The following is a 20,383-nucleotide window of genomic DNA, read 5'->3' on the forward strand; positions in this document are numbered from 1 at the left end:
AGACCATGCATTTCACTATTCAACGCGAAGCTCTGTTGAAACCCCTGCAGCTGGTCGCTGGCGTAGTCGAGCGCCGCCAGACGCTGCCGGTTCTTTCCAACGTCCTGCTGGTCGTCGAAGGCCAGCAACTGTCGCTGACCGGCACCGACCTCGAAGTCGAGCTGGTGGGTCGCGTTACCCTGGAAGACGCCGCCGAGCCGGGTGAAATCACCGTGCCTGCGCGCAAGCTGATGGATATCTGCAAGAGCCTGCCCAGCGACGCCGTGATCGATATCCGCGTCGACGAACAGAAGCTCCTGGTGAAAGCCGGCCGCAGCCGCTTCACCCTCTCCACCCTGCCGGCCAATGACTTCCCTACCGTGGAAGAAGGCCCAGGTTCGCTGACCTTCAGCCTGGTGCAGAGCAAGCTGCGTCGCCTGATCGATCGCACCAGCTTCGCCATGGCGCAGCAGGACGTTCGCTACTACCTCAACGGCATGCTGCTGGAAGTGGGCGGCGGTACCCTGCGTGCCGTGGCCACCGACGGCCACCGCCTGGCGATGTGCTCGCTGAGCAACGGCGTACCCGAAGCTCAGGATCGCCATCAGGTGATCGTGCCGCGCAAGGGCATCCTCGAACTGGCGCGCCTGCTCACCGAACAGGACGGCGAAGTGTCCATCGTTCTTGGTCAGCATCACATCCGCGCGACCACTGGCGAGTTCACCTTCACGTCCAAGCTGGTGGACGGCAAGTTCCCGGACTACGAGCGTGTCCTGCCCAAGGGCGGTGACAAGCTGGTACTGGGGGATCGCCAGGTGCTGCGCGAAGCGTTCAGCCGCACTGCCATTCTGTCCAACGAAAAGTACCGCGGCATTCGCCTGCAACTCTCCAACGGCCTTCTGAAAATCCAGGCAAACAACCCGGAGCAGGAAGAGGCGGAAGAAGAAGTGCAGGTCGACTATAACGGCGGCAGCCTGGAAATCGGCTTCAACGTCAGCTATCTGCTGGACGTACTGGGTGTCATGGGTACCGAACAGGTGCGCATGATCCTCTCCGACTCCAACAGCAGTGCGCTGCTGCAGGAAGCGGACAACGACGACTCCGCCTACGTCGTCATGCCGATGCGCCTCTGACGCGTATCGATGTCCCTTACCCGCCTTTCGGTCACCGCGGTGCGCAACCTGCACCCGGTGACCTTCTCCCCCTCCCCCCGCATCAACATCCTCTACGGCGAAAACGGCAGCGGCAAGACCAGCGTGCTGGAAGCCATCCATCTCCTCGGCCTCGCTCGCTCGTTCCGCAGCATGCGCCTGCAACCTGTCATCCAGTACGAAGAACCGGCCTGCACGGTTTTCGGACAGGTGCGCCTGGGCAATGGCTTCGACAGCAGTCTGGGCGTATCACGGGATCGCCAAGGCGAATTCCAGATTCGTATCGACGGGCAGAATGCGCGTAGCGCGGCCCAGCTTGCCGAGACCCTGCCGTTGCAGTTGATCAATCCGGACAGCTTCCGGCTGCTGGAGGGCGCGCCGAAGATTCGCCGGCAATTCCTCGACTGGGGAGTGTTCCACGTGGAACAACGCTTCATGGTCGCCTGGCAACGACTGCAGAAGGCCCTACGGCAGCGGAACTCGTGGCTCCGACATGGTAAACTGGACGGTGCTTCGCAGGCGGCCTGGGACCGCGAATTATGCTCGGCGAGCGACGAAATCGATGGCTATCGACGGTCCTATATCCAGGCGCTGAAACCCCAGTTCGAGCGGACGCTGGCCGAGCTTATCCAGCTCGATGACCTGACGCTCAGTTACTACCGGGGCTGGGACAAGGAGCGTGACCTCAGCGAGGTGCTGTCTTCCAGCTTGTTGCGTGACCAGCAGATGGGGCACACCCAGGCGGGACCGCAACGGGCGGATTTGAGAATTCGCCTGGGGGGACACAATGCTGCGGAGATTCTATCCCGCGGCCAGCAAAAATTGGTGGTCTGCGCGTTGCGGATCGCCCAGGGGCATTTGATCAATCAGGCGAAGCGCGGGCAATGCGTTTACCTAGTGGATGACCTCCCCTCCGAATTGGATGAGAAGCATCGGTTGTCTTTGTGCCGGCTTCTCGAGGATCTGGGTTGCCAGGTATTCATCACCTGCGTCGATCCGCACTTATTGAAAGACGGCTGGCAAATGGAAACGCCGGTGTCGATGTTCCACGTGGAACATGGGCGCGTCTCTCAGGACACTACCATCGGGAGTGAAGAATGAGCGAGAACACCTACGACTCTTCCAGTATCAAGGTGCTGAAGGGGTTGGATGCCGTACGTAAGCGTCCGGGCATGTACATCGGTGACACCGACGACGGCACCGGCCTGCACCACATGGTCTTCGAGGTCGTGGACAACTCGATCGACGAAGCGCTGGCGGGCTACTGCAGCGAGATCAGCATCACCATTCACACCGATGAATCCATCACTGTGCGCGACAACGGTCGCGGCATTCCGGTGGATATCCACAAGGAAGAAGGGGTCTCAGCGGCCGAGGTCATCATGACCGTCCTTCACGCCGGCGGTAAGTTCGACGACAACAGCTACAAGGTCTCCGGTGGTCTGCACGGTGTGGGTGTGTCGGTAGTGAACGCCCTCTCCCATGAGCTGCGACTGACCATTCGCCGCGAAGGCAAGGTCTGGGAGCAGGTTTACCACCACGGCGTCCCGCAGTTCCCGCTGCGTCCGGTCGGCGATACCGATGGCTCTGGCACCGAGGTGCACTTCAAGCCGTCCGCGGAAACCTTCCACAACATCCACTTCAGCTGGGACATCCTGGCCAAGCGGATCCGCGAGCTGTCCTTCCTGAACTCCGGCGTGGGTATCGTTCTGCGCGACGAGCGTGCCGGCAAGGAAGAGCTGTTCAAGTACGAGGGTGGCCTGCGCGCGTTCGTCGAGTACCTGAACACCAACAAGACCGCGGTGAACCAGGTCTTCCACTTCAACTGCCAGCGCGAAGAAGACGGAGTCGGCGTCGAAGTCGCCCTGCAGTGGAACGACAGCTTCAACGAGAACATCCTCTGCTTCACCAACAACATTCCGCAGCGTGACGGTGGTACCCACCTGGCGGGCTTCCGCTCTGCCCTCACCCGCCACCTGAACAACTACATCGAACAGGAAGGCCTGGCGAAGAAGTTCAAGATCGCCACCACCGGCGACGACGCCCGCGAAGGTCTGACCGCGATCATTTCGGTGAAGGTGCCGGATCCGAAGTTCAGCTCGCAGACCAAGGACAAGCTGGTTTCCTCGGAGGTGAAGACCGCCGTGGAACAGGAAATGGGCAAGTACTTCGCCGACTTCCTGCTGGAGAACCCGAACGAAGCCAAGGCCGTGGTCGGCAAGATGATCGATGCCGCTCGCGCCCGTGAGGCCGCGCGCAAGGCTCGCGAGATGACCCGCCGCAAGGGCGCGCTGGACATCGCCGGCCTGCCGGGCAAGCTCGCCGACTGCCAGGAGAAGGATCCCGCCCTCTCCGAACTGTACATCGTGGAAGGTGACTCCGCGGGCGGTTCTGCGAAGCAGGGCCGTAACCGCAAGACCCAGGCGATCCTGCCGCTCAAGGGCAAGATCCTCAACGTCGAGAAAGCTCGCTTCGACAAGATGCTGTCTTCCCAGGAAGTCGGCACGCTGATTACCGCGCTGGGCTGCGGTATCGGTCGCGAGGAGTACAACATCGACAAGCTGCGTTACCACAACATCATCATCATGACCGATGCTGACGTCGACGGTTCGCACATCCGTACCCTGCTGCTGACCTTCTTCTTCCGTCAGTTGCCGGAGCTGGTCGAGCGCGGCTACATCTATATCGCCCAGCCGCCGCTGTACAAGGTGAAGCGCGGCAAGCAGGAGCAGTACATCAAGGACGACGTGGCCATGGAGGAATACATGACCCAGTCGGCCCTCGAAGAGGCCAGCGTGCACGTCAACGAAAGCGCCCCGGGCCTGTCCGGCGAAGCGCTGGAGAAGCTGGTCAACGAGTACCGCGGCGTCATGCGCACCCTCTCCCGCCTGTCCCGTCTGTATCCGCAGGACCTCACCGAGCACTTCATCTACCTGCCGCGCATCGAGGCAGAGAAGCTGGGTGACGAGGCCACCATGCAGGGCTGGATCGAGCAGTTCCAGGCGCGCCTGAAGGCTGTCGAGAAATCCGGCCTGACCTACAAGGTCAGCCTGCGCGAAGACCGCGAACGTCATCTGTGGCTGCCGGAAGTCGAGATGGTTGCCCACGGCCTGTCGAACTACGTCACCTTCAACCGCGACTTCTTCGCCAGCAACGATTACCGCGCGGTAACCGATCTGGGCGGCAAGCTGAACAGCCTGCTCGAAGAAGGCGCCTACGTGCAGAAGGGCGAGCGCAAGAAGTCGGTCAGCACCTTCAAGGAAGCCCTGGACTGGCTGATGACCGAAGGCACCAAGCGCCACAACATCCAGCGATACAAAGGTCTGGGCGAAATGAACCCGGACCAGCTGTGGGAAACCACCATGGACCCGAACGTGCGCCGCATGCTGAAGGTGACCATCGAGGACGCCATCGCGGCCGACCAGCTGTTCAACACCCTGATGGGCGATGCCGTGGAGCCGCGCCGCGACTTCATCGAAAGCAACGCCCTGGCGGTGTCCAACCTGGACGTCTGACCTGCAGGCAAAAAGAAAGGGCCCTTCGGGGCCCTTTTCTTTTGCGCTGTGCTTTTGTCCCGAGGCCGCCTCAGGAGGCTTCGGCTACTGCCTGAGGCGTGGCGTCAGCCGGCAGCTCGCCCATGTCGCGCAGGGTCTGGATGACCCAGTTCTCGGCCCGCTGGTTGAGCTCGGTAATGGCGCGAGGGCCCTCCCCTTCGGCGTACATCGCCGGGCCGATTACCACCTGGATGGTGCCGGGGAACTTCGCCCAGCCGTTCTTTGGCCAGCAGTGGCCGGCATTGTGGGCAATCGGCAGCACCGGCAGGTTGGCGTTAACCGCCAGGGCTGCGCCGCCGCGGGAGAACTTGCCGATCTGGCCGGTGGGAACGCGGGTGCCTTCGGGGAAGATCAGCACCCAGGCACCTTGCTTCAGGCGTTCATCGCCCTGCTTGGCCATCTGCTTGAGGGCTACCTTGGGCTGGTCGCGGTTGATGGCGATGGGCTTGAGCAGCGCCATGGCCCAGCCGAAGAACGGGACGAACAGCAACTCGCGCTTGAGCACCTGGGCGAGGGGCTCGAAATAGCCGGTGAGGAAGAAGGTTTCCCAGGTGCTCTGGTGCTTGGAGAGAATCACGCAGGGCTGGTCCGGGATGTTCTCCACGCCCTTGAGTTCGTAGCGCACGCCGACCATCCAGGTGGCCAGCCAGACGGCGAACTTGCACCAGGCCTGGGCGACGAAACGGTAGCGCGCACGGAACGGCAGGAAGGGCGCGATGAGCAGGCTGAGGGTGCCCCAGACGAAGGCGCTGGACGACAGCAGCAGGTAGAAGAGTACGGTTCTGATGGCCTGCACTATCGACATGGGGGAAGGGTCCTCAGGAAAGAAGTTGGTCGGCGACTGCCGCCAGATCGTCGAAAACCAGCGTGCCTTCGGGCAACGGCTTGGACAGGGTACGCTCACCTTTGCCGGTCTTCACCAATACTGGCTGACAATCGACGGCCAGCGCGGCGTCCAGGTCACCCCGGCTGTCACCCACGAACCAGATACCACTCAGCTCGACGCCGTAGTGCTGGGCGATCTGACGCAGCATACCGGGTTTCGGCTTGCGGCAGTCGCAACCCTCGTCGGGGCCGTGGGGACAGTAGACGATTGTTCCCAGCTCGCCGCCCTGCTCTGCTACCAGTTCGCGCAAGCGCTGGTGCATGCTGTCGAGGATCGCCAGGTCGTAATAGCCGCGGGCGATACCGGACTGGTTGGTGGCGACGGCTACGGTCCAGCCCGCTTTGCTCAGGCGGGCGATGGCAGTGATCGCGCTGGGGATCGGGATCCACTCGTCGAGGGATTTGATGTAGGCGTCGGAGTCCTGGTTGATCACACCGTCGCGGTCGAGGATCAGTAGCTTCATGCTTCGATAAGTCACGGGCCTGGATAAGTCGGAAATGAAAAAGCCGGGAGTCCGTCACGGCGAACCGTTGCGAACTCCCGGCTTTCAGGCGGGCATCAGCCCAGCAGCGAGATGTCGGCGACGCCGAGGAACAACCCGCGCAGCTTGGCCAGCAGCGCGTAGCGGTTGGCCTTCACGGCGTTATCGTCCGCGTTGACCAGCACTTCCTCGAAGAAGGCATCGACCGGCGCGCGCAGGGCCGCCAGGCGGGCCAGGGCTGCACGATAGTCGCGAGCCGCGGCCAGTGGAGCCACTTCGTCTTCGGCGGCCGCCACGGCGCTGCCAAGGGCTTTCTCGGCGGTCTCGGCGAACAGACCGGCGTTGACCGCGGTAGGCACCTCGCCTTCGGCCTTGGCCAGGATGTTCGACACACGCTTGTTGGCGGCTGCCAGGGCCTCGGCTTCGGCCAACTGACGGAAGGCCTGCACGGCCTGTACGCGCTGATCGAAGTCCAGCGGAGCGGTCGGCTTGAGCGCACGCACGGCCTGGTACACGGCGACGTCCACGCCTTCGTCCTCATAACGAGCGCGCAGGCGGTCGAAGACGAAGTCCTGTACCTGCTCGGACAGGCCCGCAGCCTTCACCTTGTCACCGTACTGGGCCACGGCCACGCCAATGGCGTCGGCCAGGTCCAGGTCCAGCTGCTTCTCGATGAGGATGCGCAGCACGCCCAGGGCAGCACGCCGCAGGGCGTACGGGTCCTTGCTGCCGGTAGGCAGCATGCCGATGCCGAAGATGCCGACCAGGGTGTCGAGCTTGTCGGCCACGGCGACGGCGGCGCCGGTCAGCGTGCTCGGCAGTTCGGCGCCAGCGCCGCGCGGCATGTACTGCTCGTTCAGCGCCAGGGCAACATCCTTGGCCTCGCCGCCCGCGGTGGCGTAGTAGTAACCGGCGATGCCCTGCATCTCCGGGAACTCGCCAACCATCTCGGTGGCCAGGTCGCACTTGGAGAGGATGCCGGCGCGGGCCGCATTGGTCGCGTCACCACCGATGCGCTCGGCGATGTAGGCAGCCAGCCTGGATACGCGCTCGGCCTTCTCGTACACGGTGCCGAGCTGGGCCTGGAACACTACGTTCTTCAGACGGGCGTTGAAGGCCTCCAGCGGCTGCTTCTGGTCCTGCTTGAAGAAGAACTCGGCATCGGTCAGGCGCGGGCGCACGACCTTCTCGTTACCGGAGACGATGTGCTCCGGCGCCTTGCTCTCGACGTTGGCCACGGTGATGAAGCGCGGCAGCAGCTTGCCGTTGGCGTCCAGCAGGCAGAAGTACTTCTGGTTGTCCTGCATGGTGGTGATCAGGGCTTCCTGCGGCACGGCGAGGAAGCGCTCCTCGAAGGAGCACACCAGCGGCACCGGCCACTCGACCAGCGCAGTCACTTCGTCCAGCAGGTCGGCCGGGACGATGGCGCTGCCCTTCTGCTCGGCAGCCAGCTCGGCGACACGCCTGGCGATGATCTCGCGGCGCTCGGCGAAGTCGGCCAGCACGTGGGCGCTGCGCAGGTCTTCCAGGTAGTTGCCCGGTGCCGAGATGCGGACGTTGGCCGGATTGTGGAAGCGATGTCCGCGGGATTCGCGGCCGGCCTTGCGGGTCAGGATCTCGCAGTCGACGACCTCGTCGCCGAACAGCATCACCAGCCACTGGGTCGGGCGCACGAACTCTTCACGGCGGGCCGCCCAGCGCATGCGCTTGGGAATCGGCAGATCGTTCAGCGAGGTTTCGACGATACCCGGCAGCAGGTCGACGGCCGGCTGGCCGGCGATGGACTGGCTGAACTTGAGCTTCGGGCCGCTCTTGTCGATCTGTTCCAGGTCCACGCCGCACTTCTTGGCGAAGCCGAGGGCTGCCTGGGTCGGGTTGCCGCTGGCGTCGAAGGCGGCCTGCAGCGGCGGACCGTCGAGGTTCACGGTGCGATCGGGCTGCTGCACGGCGAGCTGGTCGATCTGCACGGCCAGGCGCCGCGGCGCGGCGTAGCAGCGCGCGGCGGCGTAGGTCAGGCCGGCGGCCTTGAGGCCCTTCTCGATGCCGGCCAGGAAGGCTTCACCGAGGCTTTTCAGCGCCTTGGGTGGCAGCTCTTCGGTGCCCAGTTCGACGAGGAAATCCTTCGCGCTCATTATTCGGCCTCCTTCAGCTTGGCCAGTACTTCGTCACGCAGTTCGGCTTTGGCCATCGGGAAGCCGAGGCGGGCGCGGGCCTGCAGGTAGCTCTGCGCGACGGCGCGGGCCAGGGTGCGCACGCGCAGGATATAGCGCTGACGCTCGGTCACCGAGATGGCGCGGCGGGCGTCCAGCAGGTTGAAGGTGTGCGAGGCCTTGAGGACCATCTCGTAGGTCGGCAGCGGCAGCTGCAGCTCGATCAGGCGGTTGGCTTCGCTTTCGTAGAAGTCGAACAGTTCGAACAGCTTCTCGACGTTGGCGTGCTCGAAGTTGTAGGTCGACTGCTCCACCTCGTTCTGGTGGAACACGTCGCCATAGGTGACCTTGCCGAACGGGCCGTCGGCCCACACCAGGTCATACACCGAGTCGACACCCTGGATGTACATGGCCAGGCGTTCCAGGCCGTAGGTGATCTCACCGGTGACCGGGTAGCACTCGATGCCGCCGACCTGCTGGAAGTAGGTGAACTGGGTGACTTCCATGCCGTTCAGCCAGATTTCCCAGCCCAGGCCCCAGGCGCCCAGGGTCGGCGATTCCCAGTTGTCCTCGACGAAACGGATGTCATGCACCAGCGGGTCGATGCCGATGGCCTGCAGCGAGCCCAGGTACAGCTCCTGGAAGTTTTCCGGGTTGGGCTTCAAGACCACCTGGAACTGGTAGTAGTGCTGCAGGCGGTTGGGGTTCTCGCCGTAGCGGCCGTCGGTGGGGCGGCGGCTCGGCTGCACGTACGCCGCGTTCCAGGTCTCCGGGCCCACGGCGCGGAGGAAGGTGGCGGTGTGGAAGGTGCCGGCGCCCACTTCCATGTCATAGGGCTGCAGCACCACACAACCCTGATCGGCCCAGTATTTTTGCAGGGCGAGGATCAGGTCCTGGAAGGTGGGCACGGCGGGCGTAGTCTGGCTCACGAATTTCACCTGTGCTGGATATACGACTAAAACCCGGCAGTATACCGCAAGACGCTTGCAGCTTGGGCTTTACAGCGTTTTTTGCGCGACCGTTTACACCCCGCCGCCGGCATGAAAATTCGGCCCACGACTGTATTTTTGTACAGTCATCCGTCTATAGTCAGAGCCTTCCCGTTTTCAAGGACGACCGCCATGCCGCGCTGCTTCTGGTGTAACGACGACCCGCTGTACATCGCCTACCACGACACCGAGTGGGGCGTTCCCCAGCGCGACGCCCGCGCGCTGTTCGAGATGATCATCCTCGAGGGCGCCCAGGCCGGCCTGTCGTGGATTACCGTGTTGAGGAAGCGCGAGCGCTACCGCGAGGTGCTGTTCGGCTTCGACCCGGAGCGCCTGGCCCGCATGACCGACGAGGAAATCGAGGAGCGCATGCAGGACCCGGGCATCATCCGCAACGTCGCCAAGCTGAAAGCGGCGCGGCAGAACGCGCAGGCCTGGCTGAAGCTGGAAGACCCGGTGGCCTTCCTCTGGTCCTTCGTCGGCGGCCAGCCCAAGGTCAACCACTTCAGCGGCCGCGGCGACGTGCCGGCGGTCACGCCCGAGGCCGAGGCCATGAGCAAGGCCCTGCGCAAGGCCGGGTTCAACTTCGTCGGCCCGACCATCTGCTACGCCTTCATGCAGGCCACCGGCATGGTGATGGACCACACCGTCGACTGCGATCGCTACGCCGAGCTCTGCTGATCCACTGTTGGGTAGGAGCGAGCTTGCTCGCGAACAGCCCAACGCCGATGCCGCCAGGAAATTCCGTTCGCGAGCAAGCTCGCTCCTACAGGGGGGCCGGCGCTGATGCAGGCGGTTCATCAGGCCGATCGAGACGCGCCTTTCGCCTTCGCTCGGCGCCACTGGTTAGAATGTGCGCACCTGAAAGAAGGAGTTACCCGTGGAGAAATTCAAGGGCGCGCTGGTGGTGGGCTTCCTGCGCTTGTTCGCCATGCTGCCGTGGCGCGCGGTGGGCGCATTGGGCGCCGGTATCGGCTGGCTGATGTGGAAGTTGCCCAACCGCTCCCGCGAGATCGTGCGGATCAACCTGTCGCACTGCTTCCCCGAGCTGTCCGAGGCGGAGCTGGAGAAACTGGTCGGCCAGAGCCTGATGGACATCGGCCGCACGCTCACCGAGAGCGCCTGCGCCTGGATGTGGTCGCCGCAAAAGTCGCTGCAGTACATCCGCGAAGTCGAAGGCATGGAAGTGCTGGAGGAAGCGCTGGCCTCCGGTGACGGCCTGGTCGGCATCACCAGCCACCTGGGCAACTGGGAAGTGCTCAACCACTTCTACTGCTCCTACGCCAAGCCGATCATCTTCTACCGCCCGCCCAAGCTCAAGGCCGTGGACGACCTGCTGAAGAAGCAGCGCGTGCAACTGGGCAACCGCGTCGCGCCCTCGACTCCCGAAGGCATCAAGAGCGTGATCAAGGAAGTGAAGAACGGCGGTTGCGTCGGCATTCCCTGCGACCCGGAACCGGAGCTGGGTTCGGGCCTGTTCGTGCCCTACCTGGGCACCACCGCGCTGACCAGCAAGTTCGTGCCCTCGCTGCTCTCGCGCGGCAAGGCCCGCGGCGTGTTCTTCCACGCCGTGCGCCTGCCCGATGGCAGCGGCTACAAGGTGATCCTCGAGGCCGCGCCGGCGGACATGTACGACAAGGACATGGAAGTGTCGGTGGCCGCGCTCAGTCGCGAGCTGGCCAAGTACGTGCGCGCCTATCCCAGCCAGTACATGTGGACGATGAAGCGTTTCAAGAAGCGGCCTGAGGGCGAGGCACGGTGGTACTGAATCCAGCGGTGACTGCCTGGCTGATGCGGTTCGCGAGCAAGCTCGCTCCTACGAAGAGCGCCGGATCGGACTTGTAGGAGCGAGCTTGCTCGCGAACCGGCCCAGGCACCGCCGCTGCCGGCGCTTCCTGAAACAGATTCCTTTCCACGCATCAACATCGTCCGCCCATAAGCCAGGAATCGCCCCATGCTCGGCCTGCCGACCACCGCCACCGCGCCGTTCTGTCCCTCGGAAGTCAAAGGCAGCATCCAGGTCGCAGCCGGGGCGCCGTTGTGGAAACGCATCCTGCAATTCGCCGGCCCCGGCCTGCTGGTCTCCATCGGCTACATGGACCCGGGCAACTGGGCCACCGCCATCGAAGCCGGCTCCGGGTTCGGCTACCAGCTGCTGTTCGTGGTGCTGCTTTCCAGCCTCGCGGGGATGGTCCTGCAATGCCTGGCGATGCGTCTGGGAATCGTCACCGGCCAGGACCTGGCGCAACTTTCCCGCACCCGCTACAGCCTCGGCACGGCGCGCCTGCAATGGCTGCTGGCGGAGCTCTCCATCGTCGCCACGGACCTCGCCGAAGTGCTCGGCTGCGCACTGGCCTTCCACCTGCTGCTGGGCGTCGACCTGGTCACCGGCGTCATCCTCACCGCCTTCGACACGCTCATCGTGCTCGGCCTCAAGGGCCAGCGCTTCCGCCACCTGGAAGCGATCATGCTCGGCCTGATCGTCACCATCAGCGGCTGCTACCTGGTCGAGCTGATCCTCATCAAGCCCTACTGGCCGGACGTCGCCGCCGGCTTCCTGCCCAGCTGGGACGCGGTGACCCAGCGAGAGCCGCTGTACCTGGCCATCGGCATCCTCGGCGCCACAGTGATGCCGCACAACCTCTACCTGCACTCCTCCATCGTGCAGACGCGGCAGGTCAGCGGCAGCAATGGCAAGGCCGCGGCGATCCGCCTGACGCGCATCGACACCGTGGTTTCGCTGAGCCTCGCGCTGCTGGTCAACGCGGCGATCCTGATTCTTGCCGCCGCCGCTTTCCACGAGACCGGCCACACCGGCGTCACCGAAATCCAGGACGCCTACCGCCTGCTCGAACCGCTGGTGGGCACCGGCCTTGCGGCGATCCTCTTCGGTGTCGCCCTGCTCGCCTCCGGGCAGAGCTCCACCTTCACCGGCACTATCGCCGGGCAGGTGATCATGGATGGCTTCCTGCAGATGAAGATTCCCTGCTGGCAGCGCCGCCTGATCACCCGCGCCCTGGCGCTGATCCCGGCGCTGATCGGCGTGGTGATGCTGGGCGACAAGGCCGTGGGCAAGCTGCTGGTGTTCAGCCAGGTGGTGCTCAGCCTGCAACTGCCCTTCGCGCTGTGGCCGCTGATCCGCTTCACCAGCGATCGCGCGCTGATGGGCGAGTTCGCCAACTCCCTGTTCACCCGCGTGCTGGCCTGGAGCTTGTTCGGCGTCATCAGCGCCGCCAATCTCTGGTTGCTCGTGCAACTGCTGGCTTGACCTGACCCACAGGTTTCAGGCCCATTAGTGGGCTGACATTCAGGACGGATGCCATTTCATGTCGAATCAACGGCAATACCCGCGTACCCCGATGAAGTGCCGGATCAAGATTAGCCATGCCAGCTTCGGCGATGTGTTCGGCCATACCCGCGACCTGTCCGATGGCGGCGTCTACGTGCGCCATGAAGTGCTCGCCGCGCTGCCGGCCGGCACTCGCGTTACCGGCCAGGTACAGGACATGCCCTTCGATGCGCCGATCCTGGAGATGGAAGTGATGCGCACCGACGCCGAGGGCGCGGGTTTCCGCTTCGTCGGCAACGCCTGATCCCCCGCTTCACTGCGAACTGCTTTCTGTAGGAGCGAGCTTGCTCGCGAACCCGAGCCCCGCAGCGGAGTTTGTTCGCGAGCAAGCTCGCTCCTACAAGTAAGGCAAAACCCCAGCGTTATCAGTTCGCCTCGTTCACCGCACTCAGGAAGGCCCGCGTCCGCTCGTGCTGCGGATGGCCGAAGAACTGCTGCGGGCTGCCCTGCTCCAGGATGCTGCCCTGGTGGAAGAAGCAAACCCGGTCGGCGAACTCGCGGGCGAAGCCCATCTGGTGGGTGACCATGAGCATCGTCAGGTTGTGCTCGGCGCCCAGCTTGCGCACCACGTTGAGCACCTCGCCGCACAGCTCCGGGTCCAGCGCCGAAGTCACCTCGTCGAACAGCATCACCTTGGGCCGCATCGCCAGCGCACGGGCAATGGCCACGCGCTGCTGCTGGCCGCCGGAAAGCTGCGAGGGGTAGTGGTCGAGCTTGTTGCCCAGGCCGACCATCTCCAGCAGTTCCACCGCGCGCTCGCGGGCCTCGTCACGGCGCATGCCGAGCACCTGCACCGGCGCTTCCATCACGTTGCGCAGCGCGCTCATGTGCGGGAACAGGTTGAAGCTCTGGAACACCATGCCGATCTTGCTGCGCACCTTGCGCACGTGGCTTTCCGGCGCGCGCACCAGCGTCTCGTTGCGCTTGAGGTGGGTCAGCGGCTCGCCATCGACCTCGATCAGGCCGCTGTCGATGGTTTCCAGGGTCATCAGCGCGCGCAGTAGCGTGGATTTTCCCGAGCCGCTGGGGCCGATGATGGCGACCTTCTCGTGGGCCTTCACCTCCAGGTTGAGGTCCTTGAGCACGCTGAAGCTGCCGTAGCTCTTGCACACATTGCGGAAGCTGACCATCGGCTGGGCCGTCTCGGCGCGTGCGGCCGGGGCATCCTGGCTCGAAGCGCGCGGGGCGGCTTGAAGGGAGTGAACGGACATCGGAGTACCTCCAGAAGAGTCAGTCATGGCAGCGCCGTGCGTTTTTCCACCTGGCGCACGACGCTCGCCAGGCCGATGGAAATGAGCAGGAAGAACACCCCGACCAGGGTGATCGGCTCCAGGTAGCGGAAGCTGTCCGAGCCGATGTTCTTCGCCTGCTGCATGATTTCCACCACGGTGATCGCGGAGAGCACCGGGGTGTCCTTGAACATGGCAATCAGGTAATTGCCCAGCGCCGGCAGCACCGGGCGGATCGCCTGGGGCAGGATCACCTCGCGGTAGGCCTTGAACGGCGAGAAGTTCAGCGCCGTGACGGCTTCCCACTGTCCGCGCGGCACCGCTTCCAGGCCGGCGCGGTACACCTCGGCGGTGTAGCAGGCGTAGTGCAGGGCGATGCCCAGGGTGCCGGCCACCAGGGCGGTCATGCTCAGCCCGTAGGTCGGCAGTACGTAGAACAGGAAGTACACCTGGATCAGCAGCGGCGTGCTGCGGATGAACTCGATCAGCCAGGCCGCCGGCCACGAGAGCCAGATATGCCGGCTGCGCCGAGCGATGGCAAAGAGCAGGCCGAACACCACCGCCAGGGCGAAGCCCACCAGGGTGATGGCAATGGTGCGCAGCGAGGCGTGCAGCAACTGCGGAAAAATCTGCCAGGCGAAGTCCCAGTCGAAGAGTTTCATCACAGGCCTCCGCGGATTCGGCCGTGCCCCAGCCAGCGTTCGAGGCGGCGCATGAGGAAGACGATGACCTGGGCCATGACGAAGTACAGCACCAGGGTGAGCAGGAAGATCTTCAGAGTCTCGAAGGTCGCCTGGTCCAGCTGGCGTGCGCGGAAGGTCAGGTCCGAGAGGGTGATCAGTGACACCAGCGAGGTGTTCTTCAGCAGCTCGATCAGCAGGTTGGTGCCCGGCGGGATCGCGCAGAGCAGCGCCTGCGGCAGGATGATCCGGCGAAAGCGCGTGAAGGGCGTCATGTTCAGCGCCAGCGAGGCTTCGTACTGCCCCTTGGGCACCGAACCGATGGCGCCGCGCATCACTTCCGCACCATAGGCGCCGATGTGCAGGCCGAGGCCGAGGATCGCCACGCTGTAGGCGCTCATCTCCAGGTTGAACGGCGGCAGCGGCAGCACGAAGTACAGCCAGAACAGCTGCACCAGCAGCGAAGTGCCGCGGAACAGCTCGATATAGGCGATGGCCAGCCAGCGCACCGCCGGCCACGGCGAAAGCCGGCCGAGCGCGGCGACGATGGCAGCGGCGACCGCCAGCAGGGAGCCGAAGACGGTCACCTGGACGGTGATCCAGGCGCCCTCCAGCAGCAGAGGAAGTAATTCACCCATGGTGCGTATCCCGTAGCGACAGGTTCGACCAAACGGCCGGGCAGGCGCGGCCTATGTCAGCGACGCGCCCCGCCCGGTCACTGTTTGCAGAGTTCGGCGGCGGTCTTGTCGGTGACGTTGGACTTGTCGAAGCCGAACGGCTTGACCGTCGCCAGGTGCTCGGCGCTGCCCAGCCACTGCTTGAGCTGCGCATTCACGGCATCGCGCAGGTCCTTGTCTTCCGGGCGGAAGGCCAGGGCGCCGTAACCGATGTGCGACGGGTCGTCCTTGAAGTCGGTGATGGCTTCCACCGAATCGCCGCCCTTCGCCGCGAGACCCTTCATGGTCAGCGCGGTACCGACGCTGGCATCGGCGCGGCCGGCGCGCACGGCCTGCAACTGGGCGGTGGTGTCGGGTACCTGGACGATCTGCTCTTCCGCCACGCCTTCCGCGCGGGCGTAACCCAGCTCGGCGGTGCCGGACATGATCGCCAGCTTCACGTCCGGGTTGTTCTTCACGTCGGCGTAGCTGTGCAGGTTCTTCGGGTTGCCCTTCTTCACCAGCAGCGAATCGGGAATCTGGTAGTGCGGGTCGGTGAAGATCACCTGCTGGCAACGCGGCGGGGTGATGTACATGCCGGCGGCGATCACATCGAAGCGTCCGGCGCGCAGGCCGGGGATCAGCGCGCCCCATTCGGTCAGCACCGGCTCGATCTTCTTCACGCCCATTTTCGTGAAGATCTGCGTGGCGATTTCCGGCGACTCGCCGGTGACCTTGCCGGAGGTCTCGGTGTAGGCGAACGGTGCTTCATTGGCGTAGCCGATGCGCACGGTGCCGGTGCTCTTGATGCGTTCCAGGGAGGTTTCGGCGTAGCTGCCGACGCTGGCGACAGCGCAGGCGAGCAGGGTGCAGGCAAGACTCAGGCGGCGCAGGAAAACAGGGGCGGTACTCATCTTCGGATCTCCTGATCTTCGCTTGCCGAACGCGGTGGGCGCGCGGCGATGGATGGCAGGTAGCAATGTCGTACGACTGTTGTTCTTGTAGGTCGGGCCCCGGGGTGGGGCCTTCCGAAGTTCTTACGCCGGCGGAAAACACCAGCTGGACGCCAGACTAAGCCGGCGGGCCTTGCGGCTGTTCCTGATCGACAACCCCGCGGCGTGAAAAACCCACCGTCGCAATGAACGCAGCCGAAGGTTTTTTCTGCGCGGGCCTGACAATGCGGCCCGATGTGCTGCCCGGCGTCCTGCTCCCGAGGATACAAAAGGGGTACAAGCACCGACATTGCACTAGGACAATTGCCGCCGGTGTGCTGGTCCGTCACTCTGGACCCCTGACCAGACGGAGCGCTGAAGATGGAAGCCTGGCGTCGCGCCCTGGCCGACCTGCGGGTCGGCGAATCCAAGTACAAGACCCTGGTGCAGGCCATCGCCGGCGACATCGAGCAGGGTCGCCTGAGCGATGGCCAGCGCCTGCCGCCGCAGCGCCACGTGGCCGATGGCCTGGGCATCAGCGTGCAGACCGTGACCAACGCCTACAAGGAACTGGAACGCCAGGGCCTGGTGCGCTGCGAGGTCGGTCGCGGCAGCTTCGTGTCGCGGCGGATGACCGAGGGCATGGCCCACTACATGGTCGACCACCCCGAGCGCGCGCTGGTGGACTTCTCCATCGCCAGCATCGTCCACACCCGCGAGCACGACCGCCTGTGGCAGGACAGCTGCCGCGAGCTGGCGCAGGAGACCGACCAGCCGTGGATGCGCGCCTGCCGCCCGGTCGCCGGCTTCGATGCGCACCGCGACGCCGGGGTGAAGTGGCTGGCGCAACTGGGCCTCCAGCGCGAGCGCGACGACCTGCTGATCACCAATGGCGCGGCCCACGGCATTTTCCTCGCCCTCGCCTCCCTAGCCGGGCCGGACGACGTGGTGCTCTGCGAACAGCTCACCGACCACGGTGTCATCGGCAATTCCCAGGTGCTCGGCTTCACCCTCAAGGGCGTGGAGATCGACAAGGAAGGCATCGACCCGGAGCACTTCGAGGACCTCTGCGCCAACGAGCGCATTACCGCACTGGTCTGCACGCCCAACCTGAACAACCCGACCTCCTGCGTGATGCCCGACACGCGCCGCCGCGAAATCGCCGCCATCGCCCAGCGCTACGGCGTGCACGTGATCGAGGATGACGTCTACGGCCCGCTGCTCGGCGAGCGCCGCCCGCCGCCGCTCAGCCACTACCTGCCGGACCTGTCGTTCTACTGCACCAGCTTCACCAAGAGCGTGCTCACCGGCCTGCGCATCGGTTACCTGGCCATGCCGCGCCGTCTGGCGCTGCGCACCGAGAGCATCCTGCGGGTGAACAGCTGGATGGCCACTCCGTTGCTGGCGGAAGTGGCGTGCCGCTGGATTCACAACGGCAACGCCCAGGCGCTGATCGGCCTGCAGCGCCGCGTGCTGGAGAAGCGCCAGGGGCTGGTGCGGGAGTTTCTCGGCGAGTATCTGCGCGGCTGCGATCCGCATTCCTTGAGCGCGTGGATCGGCATCCCCGAACACTGGGAACTGGACAGTCTGGTGCGCGAGCTGCGCCATCGGCACATCGCCGTGACACCACCCGATCCGTTCATGGTCCGCGGCACGCCACGGCCTCGGGCGATACGCCTGTGCATGGGCGCGGAATGCAGCGACGAACGCATGGCCGGCGCCCTGGAAGACATGCGCGAGCTGTTCGGGCAGTACCCGAAGATCCACGACTTCTAAGCCCCCTGCCGGGCCCGCGTTTATCGTCGTAGGGCGCATCCCTGTAGGAGCGGACCTTGTCCGCGAATCCTTCCGCGCATGCCGACCTTCGCGGAGAAGCTCCGCTCCTACAAGAGCGCAACTGCCCCGCCGGCGTAGGAGCGGACTCTGTCCGCGATGGCATAGTCCTAGCCCGTTGGGCGCATAACGCGCCAGCATTATCCGCCGTGACGAGCGCGGCGGATAACCTGTCTCAGGTTCTGAGCCGTACGCCCCTGCCTCCCTGCAGGACCGAGAGGGGCGCCTAGCCCTTGCCCGCGAACGGATTTCCCGGCGACGTCGAGGTTGGGCTGGTTCGCGAGCAAGCTCGCTCCTACGAAAAACACCTCTGATCAATACATCGTCCTAGTACATTCATCGCGACAATTCCCCGCCCCTACACTCGGCCCCACTGCATCCCCGGAGGCCGAGATGGAGCCGATTTCCCCCGTCGAGCTGTACCGCGCACGCCAGCGTATCCAGGGCCTGGTGCGGCAGACGCCGCTGGAGCATTCGCCCAGCCTGTCGCGCCTGCTCGGTGCGCCGGTGTACCTCAAGCTCGAATCGCAACAGATCACCGGCAGCTTCAAGCTGCGCGGCGCGAGCAACGCGATCGCCCAGCTCAGCGATGAGCAGAAAGCCAAGGGCGTCGTCGCCGCTTCCACCGGCAACCACGGCCGCGCGCTGGCCCACGCCGCGCGCGTGCTCGGCGTACAAGCGATCATTTGCCTGTCGCAGCTGGTGCCGGCGAACAAGGTCCAGGCGATCCGCGAGCTGGGCGCCGAGGTGCGCATCGTCGGCCACAGCCAGGACGACGCCCAGGCCGAAGCCGAGCGGATTGCCCGCGAGCAGGGCGCGGCGCTGCTGCCGCCCTTCGACCATCCGCAGATCATTGCCGGCCAGGGCACCCTCGGCCTGGAAATCCTCGAACAGCTGCCGGAGGTGCGCCAGGTGCTGGTGCCGCTCTCCGGCGGTGGCCTGTTCGGCGGCGTGGCGCTGGCGCTCAAGCATGTCGACCCGAGCATCCGCGTGCACGGCATCAGCATGCGTCGCGGCGCCGCCATGGCCGCCAGCCTCGCCGCCGGTCACCCGGTGGAGATCGAGGAATTGCCAACCCTGGCCGACTCCCTCGGCGGCGGCATCGGCCTGGACAACCGCTACACCTTCGCCCTGGCCCGCGACTATTGCGACCAGCTGCACCTGCTCGACGAACCCACCATCGCCGCCGGCGTCCGCCATGCCTACCGCGAGGAGCGGCAGGTGGTGGAAGGCGCCGCCGCGGTCGGCATCGCTGTCCTGCTGGACGGCCTGATCGCCCCGGTCGGCCCGGTGGTGGTGATCGTCAGCGGGCGCAACATCGCCATCGAACAACACCAGCAGATACTCGAGGAAACCGCCCATGGCTGACGTCACCCTGCTCAGCGAAGCCGACCTGCGCGCCTGTGTGGCAATAGACCGGGAGAGCCTCGACGCCGTCGAACAGGCCTTCCGCCTGCTCGCCACCGCGCCGGTGGCGATGCCGCCGATCCTTCGCCTGGACGTACCCGAGCACAACGGCGAAGTCGACGTGAAGACCGCCTACCTGCCCGGCCTGCCGCGCTTCGCCATCAAGGTCAGCCCCGGCTTCTTCGACAACCCCAGGCTCGGCCTGCCCAGCCTCAACGGCATGATGATGCTGCTCTCCTCGCGCACCGGCCTGCTCGATGCGCTGCTGCTGGACAACGGCTACCTCACCGCCGTGCGCACCGCCTGCGCTGGCGCGGTGGCGGCCAAGTGGCTGGCCCGCGAGGACGCCCGCCAGGTCGCGCTGATCGGCGCCGGTGAACAGGCGCGGCTGCAGCTCAAGGCGCTGTGTCTGGTGCGGCCTATCGAAGCCGCCAGCGTCTGGGCGCGGGACATAGACAAGGCCCGGCAATGCGCGCAGGAGTTGAGCACCAGCCTGGGCATTACGGTGAGCGCCTGCACCAGCATTGACGAAGCGCTGGAGGGCGCCGACATCGCCATCACCAGCACGCCGAGCCGCGAGCCGCTGATCCAGAAAAAGCACCTGCGCCCCGGGCTGCACATCACCGCGATGGGCTCGGACGCCGAGCACAAGAACGAGATCGCCGCCGATGCCCTGGCGACGGTGGACTGCTATGTCGCCGACCGGCTGAGCCAGACCCGCGTGTTGGGCGAGCTGCACCATGCGCTGCAGGCCGGTGCCGTCAGCCGGGATGCCGACTTCGCCGAGCTGGGCCAGGTCATCGCCGGGCAGCGCGAGGGCCGCCGCCGCGCCGAAGACATCACCCTCTGCGACCTCACCGGTACCGGCGCTCAGGACACCGCCATCGCCGGCCTGGCCTTCCAGCGCGCGCAGCGGATGGGCAAGGGATTCAAGTTCCACAGCTGAAAGAGCACACCGTCTCCGGCTCCGACGGTGCAGGAAGACACTCTTCGTAGGATGGCGTGGGGGGGGAAACAAAAAAAAAAAAAAAGGCCCAAAAAAAAAAAAGGGTTATAAAAAAAAAAAAACAAAAAAAAAGAGAACCAAAAAAAATAATTTAAAAAAAA

17 protein-coding genes and 1 pseudogene are annotated in these 20,383 nt (G+C 64.9%); 10 read left to right on the top strand and 8 right to left on the bottom strand.

Going from position 1 to position 20,383, the window contains the following annotated elements:
* Positions 1-5: 5 nt before the first annotated feature.
* The 3 genes and pseudogenes from dnaN to gyrB all read left to right on the top strand — a co-directional run bounded on the left by dnaN (position 6) and on the right by gyrB (position 4,645).
* On the top strand, positions 6-1,112 hold the full coding sequence (gene dnaN / locus ACCC94_RS02620) for a DNA polymerase III subunit beta (protein ID WP_017518853.1): 1,107 nt from the start codon (positions 6-8) through the stop codon (positions 1,110-1,112).
* Between the two features lie 9 nt (positions 1,113-1,121).
* A pseudogene (recF, locus tag ACCC94_RS02625) lies at positions 1,122-2,224 on the top strand (DNA replication/repair protein RecF).
* A gap of 3 nt (positions 2,225-2,227) precedes the next feature.
* A complete protein-coding gene (gyrB, locus tag ACCC94_RS02630) occupies positions 2,228-4,645 on the top strand; it encodes a DNA topoisomerase (ATP-hydrolyzing) subunit B (RefSeq protein WP_413347902.1) in 2,418 nt (805 codons plus the stop codon).
* A gap of 70 nt (positions 4,646-4,715) precedes the next feature.
* On the opposite strand, the gene ACCC94_RS02635 is transcribed toward gyrB, so the two are convergent.
* From ACCC94_RS02635 to glyQ, 4 genes are all read right to left on the bottom strand, one after another.
* Positions 4,716-5,489, bottom strand: coding sequence for a lysophospholipid acyltransferase family protein (locus ACCC94_RS02635; protein WP_413347903.1), 774 nt, complete (start codon positions 5,487-5,489; stop codon positions 4,716-4,718).
* A gap of 13 nt (positions 5,490-5,502) precedes the next feature.
* Entirely contained in the window at positions 5,503-6,033 is a 531-nt protein-coding gene (gene gmhB / locus ACCC94_RS02640; RefSeq protein ID WP_413347904.1) for a D-glycero-beta-D-manno-heptose 1,7-bisphosphate 7-phosphatase, read from the bottom strand.
* Positions 6,034-6,128: 95 nt separating this feature from the next.
* The gene (gene glyS / locus ACCC94_RS02645; protein ID WP_413347905.1) at positions 6,129-8,183 is read right to left on the bottom strand and encodes a glycine--tRNA ligase subunit beta; all 2,055 of its coding nucleotides are present in this window, start codon (positions 8,181-8,183) and stop codon (positions 6,129-6,131) included.
* Complete coding sequence (gene glyQ, locus ACCC94_RS02650; protein WP_413347906.1) at positions 8,183-9,130, bottom strand: glycine--tRNA ligase subunit alpha; 948 nt, start codon at positions 9,128-9,130, stop codon at positions 8,183-8,185. The genes glyS and glyQ overlap by 1 nt, the downstream gene beginning before the upstream one ends.
* A 192-nt stretch (positions 9,131-9,322) precedes the next feature.
* Between glyQ and ACCC94_RS02655 the strand changes: the two genes are divergently transcribed.
* The 4 genes from ACCC94_RS02655 (at position 9,323) to ACCC94_RS02670 (ending at position 12,783) form a co-directional block, all read left to right on the top strand.
* On the top strand, positions 9,323-9,871 hold the full coding sequence (locus tag ACCC94_RS02655; protein WP_413347907.1) for a DNA-3-methyladenine glycosylase I: 549 nt from the start codon (positions 9,323-9,325) through the stop codon (positions 9,869-9,871).
* A gap of 199 nt (positions 9,872-10,070) precedes the next feature.
* Positions 10,071-10,958: a lysophospholipid acyltransferase gene (locus tag ACCC94_RS02660; RefSeq protein ID WP_413347908.1), complete on the top strand. Its 888-nt coding sequence runs from the start codon at positions 10,071-10,073 to the stop codon at positions 10,956-10,958.
* Positions 10,959-11,144: 186 nt separating this feature from the next.
* Positions 11,145-12,458, top strand: coding sequence for an Nramp family divalent metal transporter (locus tag ACCC94_RS02665; RefSeq protein WP_413347909.1), 1,314 nt, complete (start codon positions 11,145-11,147; stop codon positions 12,456-12,458).
* Between the two features lie 58 nt (positions 12,459-12,516).
* The gene (locus ACCC94_RS02670) at positions 12,517-12,783 is read left to right on the top strand and encodes a PilZ domain-containing protein (RefSeq protein WP_081518975.1); all 267 of its coding nucleotides are present in this window, start codon (positions 12,517-12,519) and stop codon (positions 12,781-12,783) included.
* Between the two features lie 121 nt (positions 12,784-12,904).
* Here the strand turns inward: ACCC94_RS02670 and ehuA are convergent, their stop codons facing one another.
* The 4 genes from ehuA to ehuB form a co-directional block, all read right to left on the bottom strand.
* Complete coding sequence (ehuA, locus tag ACCC94_RS02675; RefSeq protein WP_413347910.1) at positions 12,905-13,750, bottom strand: ectoine/hydroxyectoine ABC transporter ATP-binding protein EhuA; 846 nt, start codon at positions 13,748-13,750, stop codon at positions 12,905-12,907.
* 23 nt (positions 13,751-13,773) lie between these two features.
* Complete coding sequence (gene ehuD, locus ACCC94_RS02680) at positions 13,774-14,430, bottom strand: ectoine/hydroxyectoine ABC transporter permease subunit EhuD (RefSeq protein ID WP_413347911.1); 657 nt, start codon at positions 14,428-14,430, stop codon at positions 13,774-13,776.
* Entirely contained in the window at positions 14,430-15,086 is a 657-nt protein-coding gene (gene ehuC / locus ACCC94_RS02685; protein WP_413347912.1) for an ectoine/hydroxyectoine ABC transporter permease subunit EhuC, read from the bottom strand. Before ehuC ends, ehuD begins: the two co-directional genes overlap by 1 nt.
* Before the next feature lie 77 nt (positions 15,087-15,163).
* The gene (gene ehuB / locus ACCC94_RS02690) at positions 15,164-16,018 is read right to left on the bottom strand and encodes an ectoine/hydroxyectoine ABC transporter substrate-binding protein EhuB (protein WP_413347913.1); all 855 of its coding nucleotides are present in this window, start codon (positions 16,016-16,018) and stop codon (positions 15,164-15,166) included.
* A gap of 399 nt (positions 16,019-16,417) precedes the next feature.
* On the opposite strand from ehuB, the gene ACCC94_RS02695 reads away from it, so the two are divergent.
* The 3 genes from ACCC94_RS02695 to ACCC94_RS02705 all read left to right on the top strand — a co-directional run bounded on the left by ACCC94_RS02695 (position 16,418) and on the right by ACCC94_RS02705 (position 20,222).
* Positions 16,418-17,812 (top strand): PLP-dependent aminotransferase family protein, encoded by a 1,395-nt coding sequence (locus tag ACCC94_RS02695; RefSeq protein ID WP_413347914.1) that lies wholly within the window; start codon positions 16,418-16,420, stop codon positions 17,810-17,812.
* A gap of 450 nt (positions 17,813-18,262) precedes the next feature.
* Positions 18,263-19,237 carry a hydroxyectoine utilization dehydratase EutB gene (gene eutB / locus ACCC94_RS02700; RefSeq protein WP_413347915.1) on the top strand — a complete coding sequence of 325 codons (975 nt, stop codon included), beginning with the start codon at positions 18,263-18,265 and terminating at the stop codon, positions 19,235-19,237.
* Complete coding sequence (locus ACCC94_RS02705) at positions 19,230-20,222, top strand: cyclodeaminase (protein WP_413347916.1); 993 nt, start codon at positions 19,230-19,232, stop codon at positions 20,220-20,222. Before eutB ends, ACCC94_RS02705 begins: the two co-directional genes overlap by 8 nt.
* The last annotated feature ends 161 nt before the right edge of the window (positions 20,223-20,383 follow it).

It is taken from the genome of Pseudomonas sp. Pseusp97 (assembly GCF_047304025.1).
Taxonomy (GTDB): domain Bacteria; phylum Pseudomonadota; class Gammaproteobacteria; order Pseudomonadales; family Pseudomonadaceae; genus Pseudomonas.

Excerpts from the sequence above, each read along its gene's own strand:
- ACCC94_RS02665 (WP_413347909.1), top strand. The coding sequence starts at position 11,145 with ATGCTCGGCCTGCCGACCACCGCCACCGCGCCGTTCTGTCCCTCGGAA.
- gyrB (WP_413347902.1), top strand. The coding sequence starts at position 2,228 with ATGAGCGAGAACACCTACGACTCTTCCAGTATCAAGGTGCTGAAGGGG.
- glyS (WP_413347905.1), bottom strand. The coding sequence starts at position 8,183 with ATGAGCGCGAAGGATTTCCTCGTCGAACTGGGCACCGAAGAGCTGCCA.
- ACCC94_RS02635 (WP_413347903.1), bottom strand. The coding sequence starts at position 5,489 with ATGTCGATAGTGCAGGCCATCAGAACCGTACTCTTCTACCTGCTGCTG.
- gmhB (WP_413347904.1), bottom strand. The coding sequence starts at position 6,033 with ATGAAGCTACTGATCCTCGACCGCGACGGTGTGATCAACCAGGACTCC.
- ehuB (WP_413347913.1), bottom strand. The coding sequence starts at position 16,018 with ATGAGTACCGCCCCTGTTTTCCTGCGCCGCCTGAGTCTTGCCTGCACC.
- ACCC94_RS02655 (WP_413347907.1), top strand. The coding sequence starts at position 9,323 with ATGCCGCGCTGCTTCTGGTGTAACGACGACCCGCTGTACATCGCCTAC.
- ehuA (WP_413347910.1), bottom strand. The coding sequence starts at position 13,750 with ATGTCCGTTCACTCCCTTCAAGCCGCCCCGCGCGCTTCGAGCCAGGAT.
- ACCC94_RS02695 (WP_413347914.1), top strand. The coding sequence starts at position 16,418 with ATGGAAGCCTGGCGTCGCGCCCTGGCCGACCTGCGGGTCGGCGAATCC.
- ACCC94_RS02705 (WP_413347916.1), top strand. The coding sequence starts at position 19,230 with ATGGCTGACGTCACCCTGCTCAGCGAAGCCGACCTGCGCGCCTGTGTG.
- ehuD (WP_413347911.1), bottom strand. The coding sequence starts at position 14,430 with ATGAAACTCTTCGACTGGGACTTCGCCTGGCAGATTTTTCCGCAGTTG.
- ACCC94_RS02670 (WP_081518975.1), top strand. The coding sequence starts at position 12,517 with ATGTCGAATCAACGGCAATACCCGCGTACCCCGATGAAGTGCCGGATC.
- dnaN (WP_017518853.1), top strand. The coding sequence starts at position 6 with ATGCATTTCACTATTCAACGCGAAGCTCTGTTGAAACCCCTGCAGCTG.
- ehuC (WP_413347912.1), bottom strand. The coding sequence starts at position 15,086 with ATGGGTGAATTACTTCCTCTGCTGCTGGAGGGCGCCTGGATCACCGTC.
- eutB (WP_413347915.1), top strand. The coding sequence starts at position 18,263 with ATGGAGCCGATTTCCCCCGTCGAGCTGTACCGCGCACGCCAGCGTATC.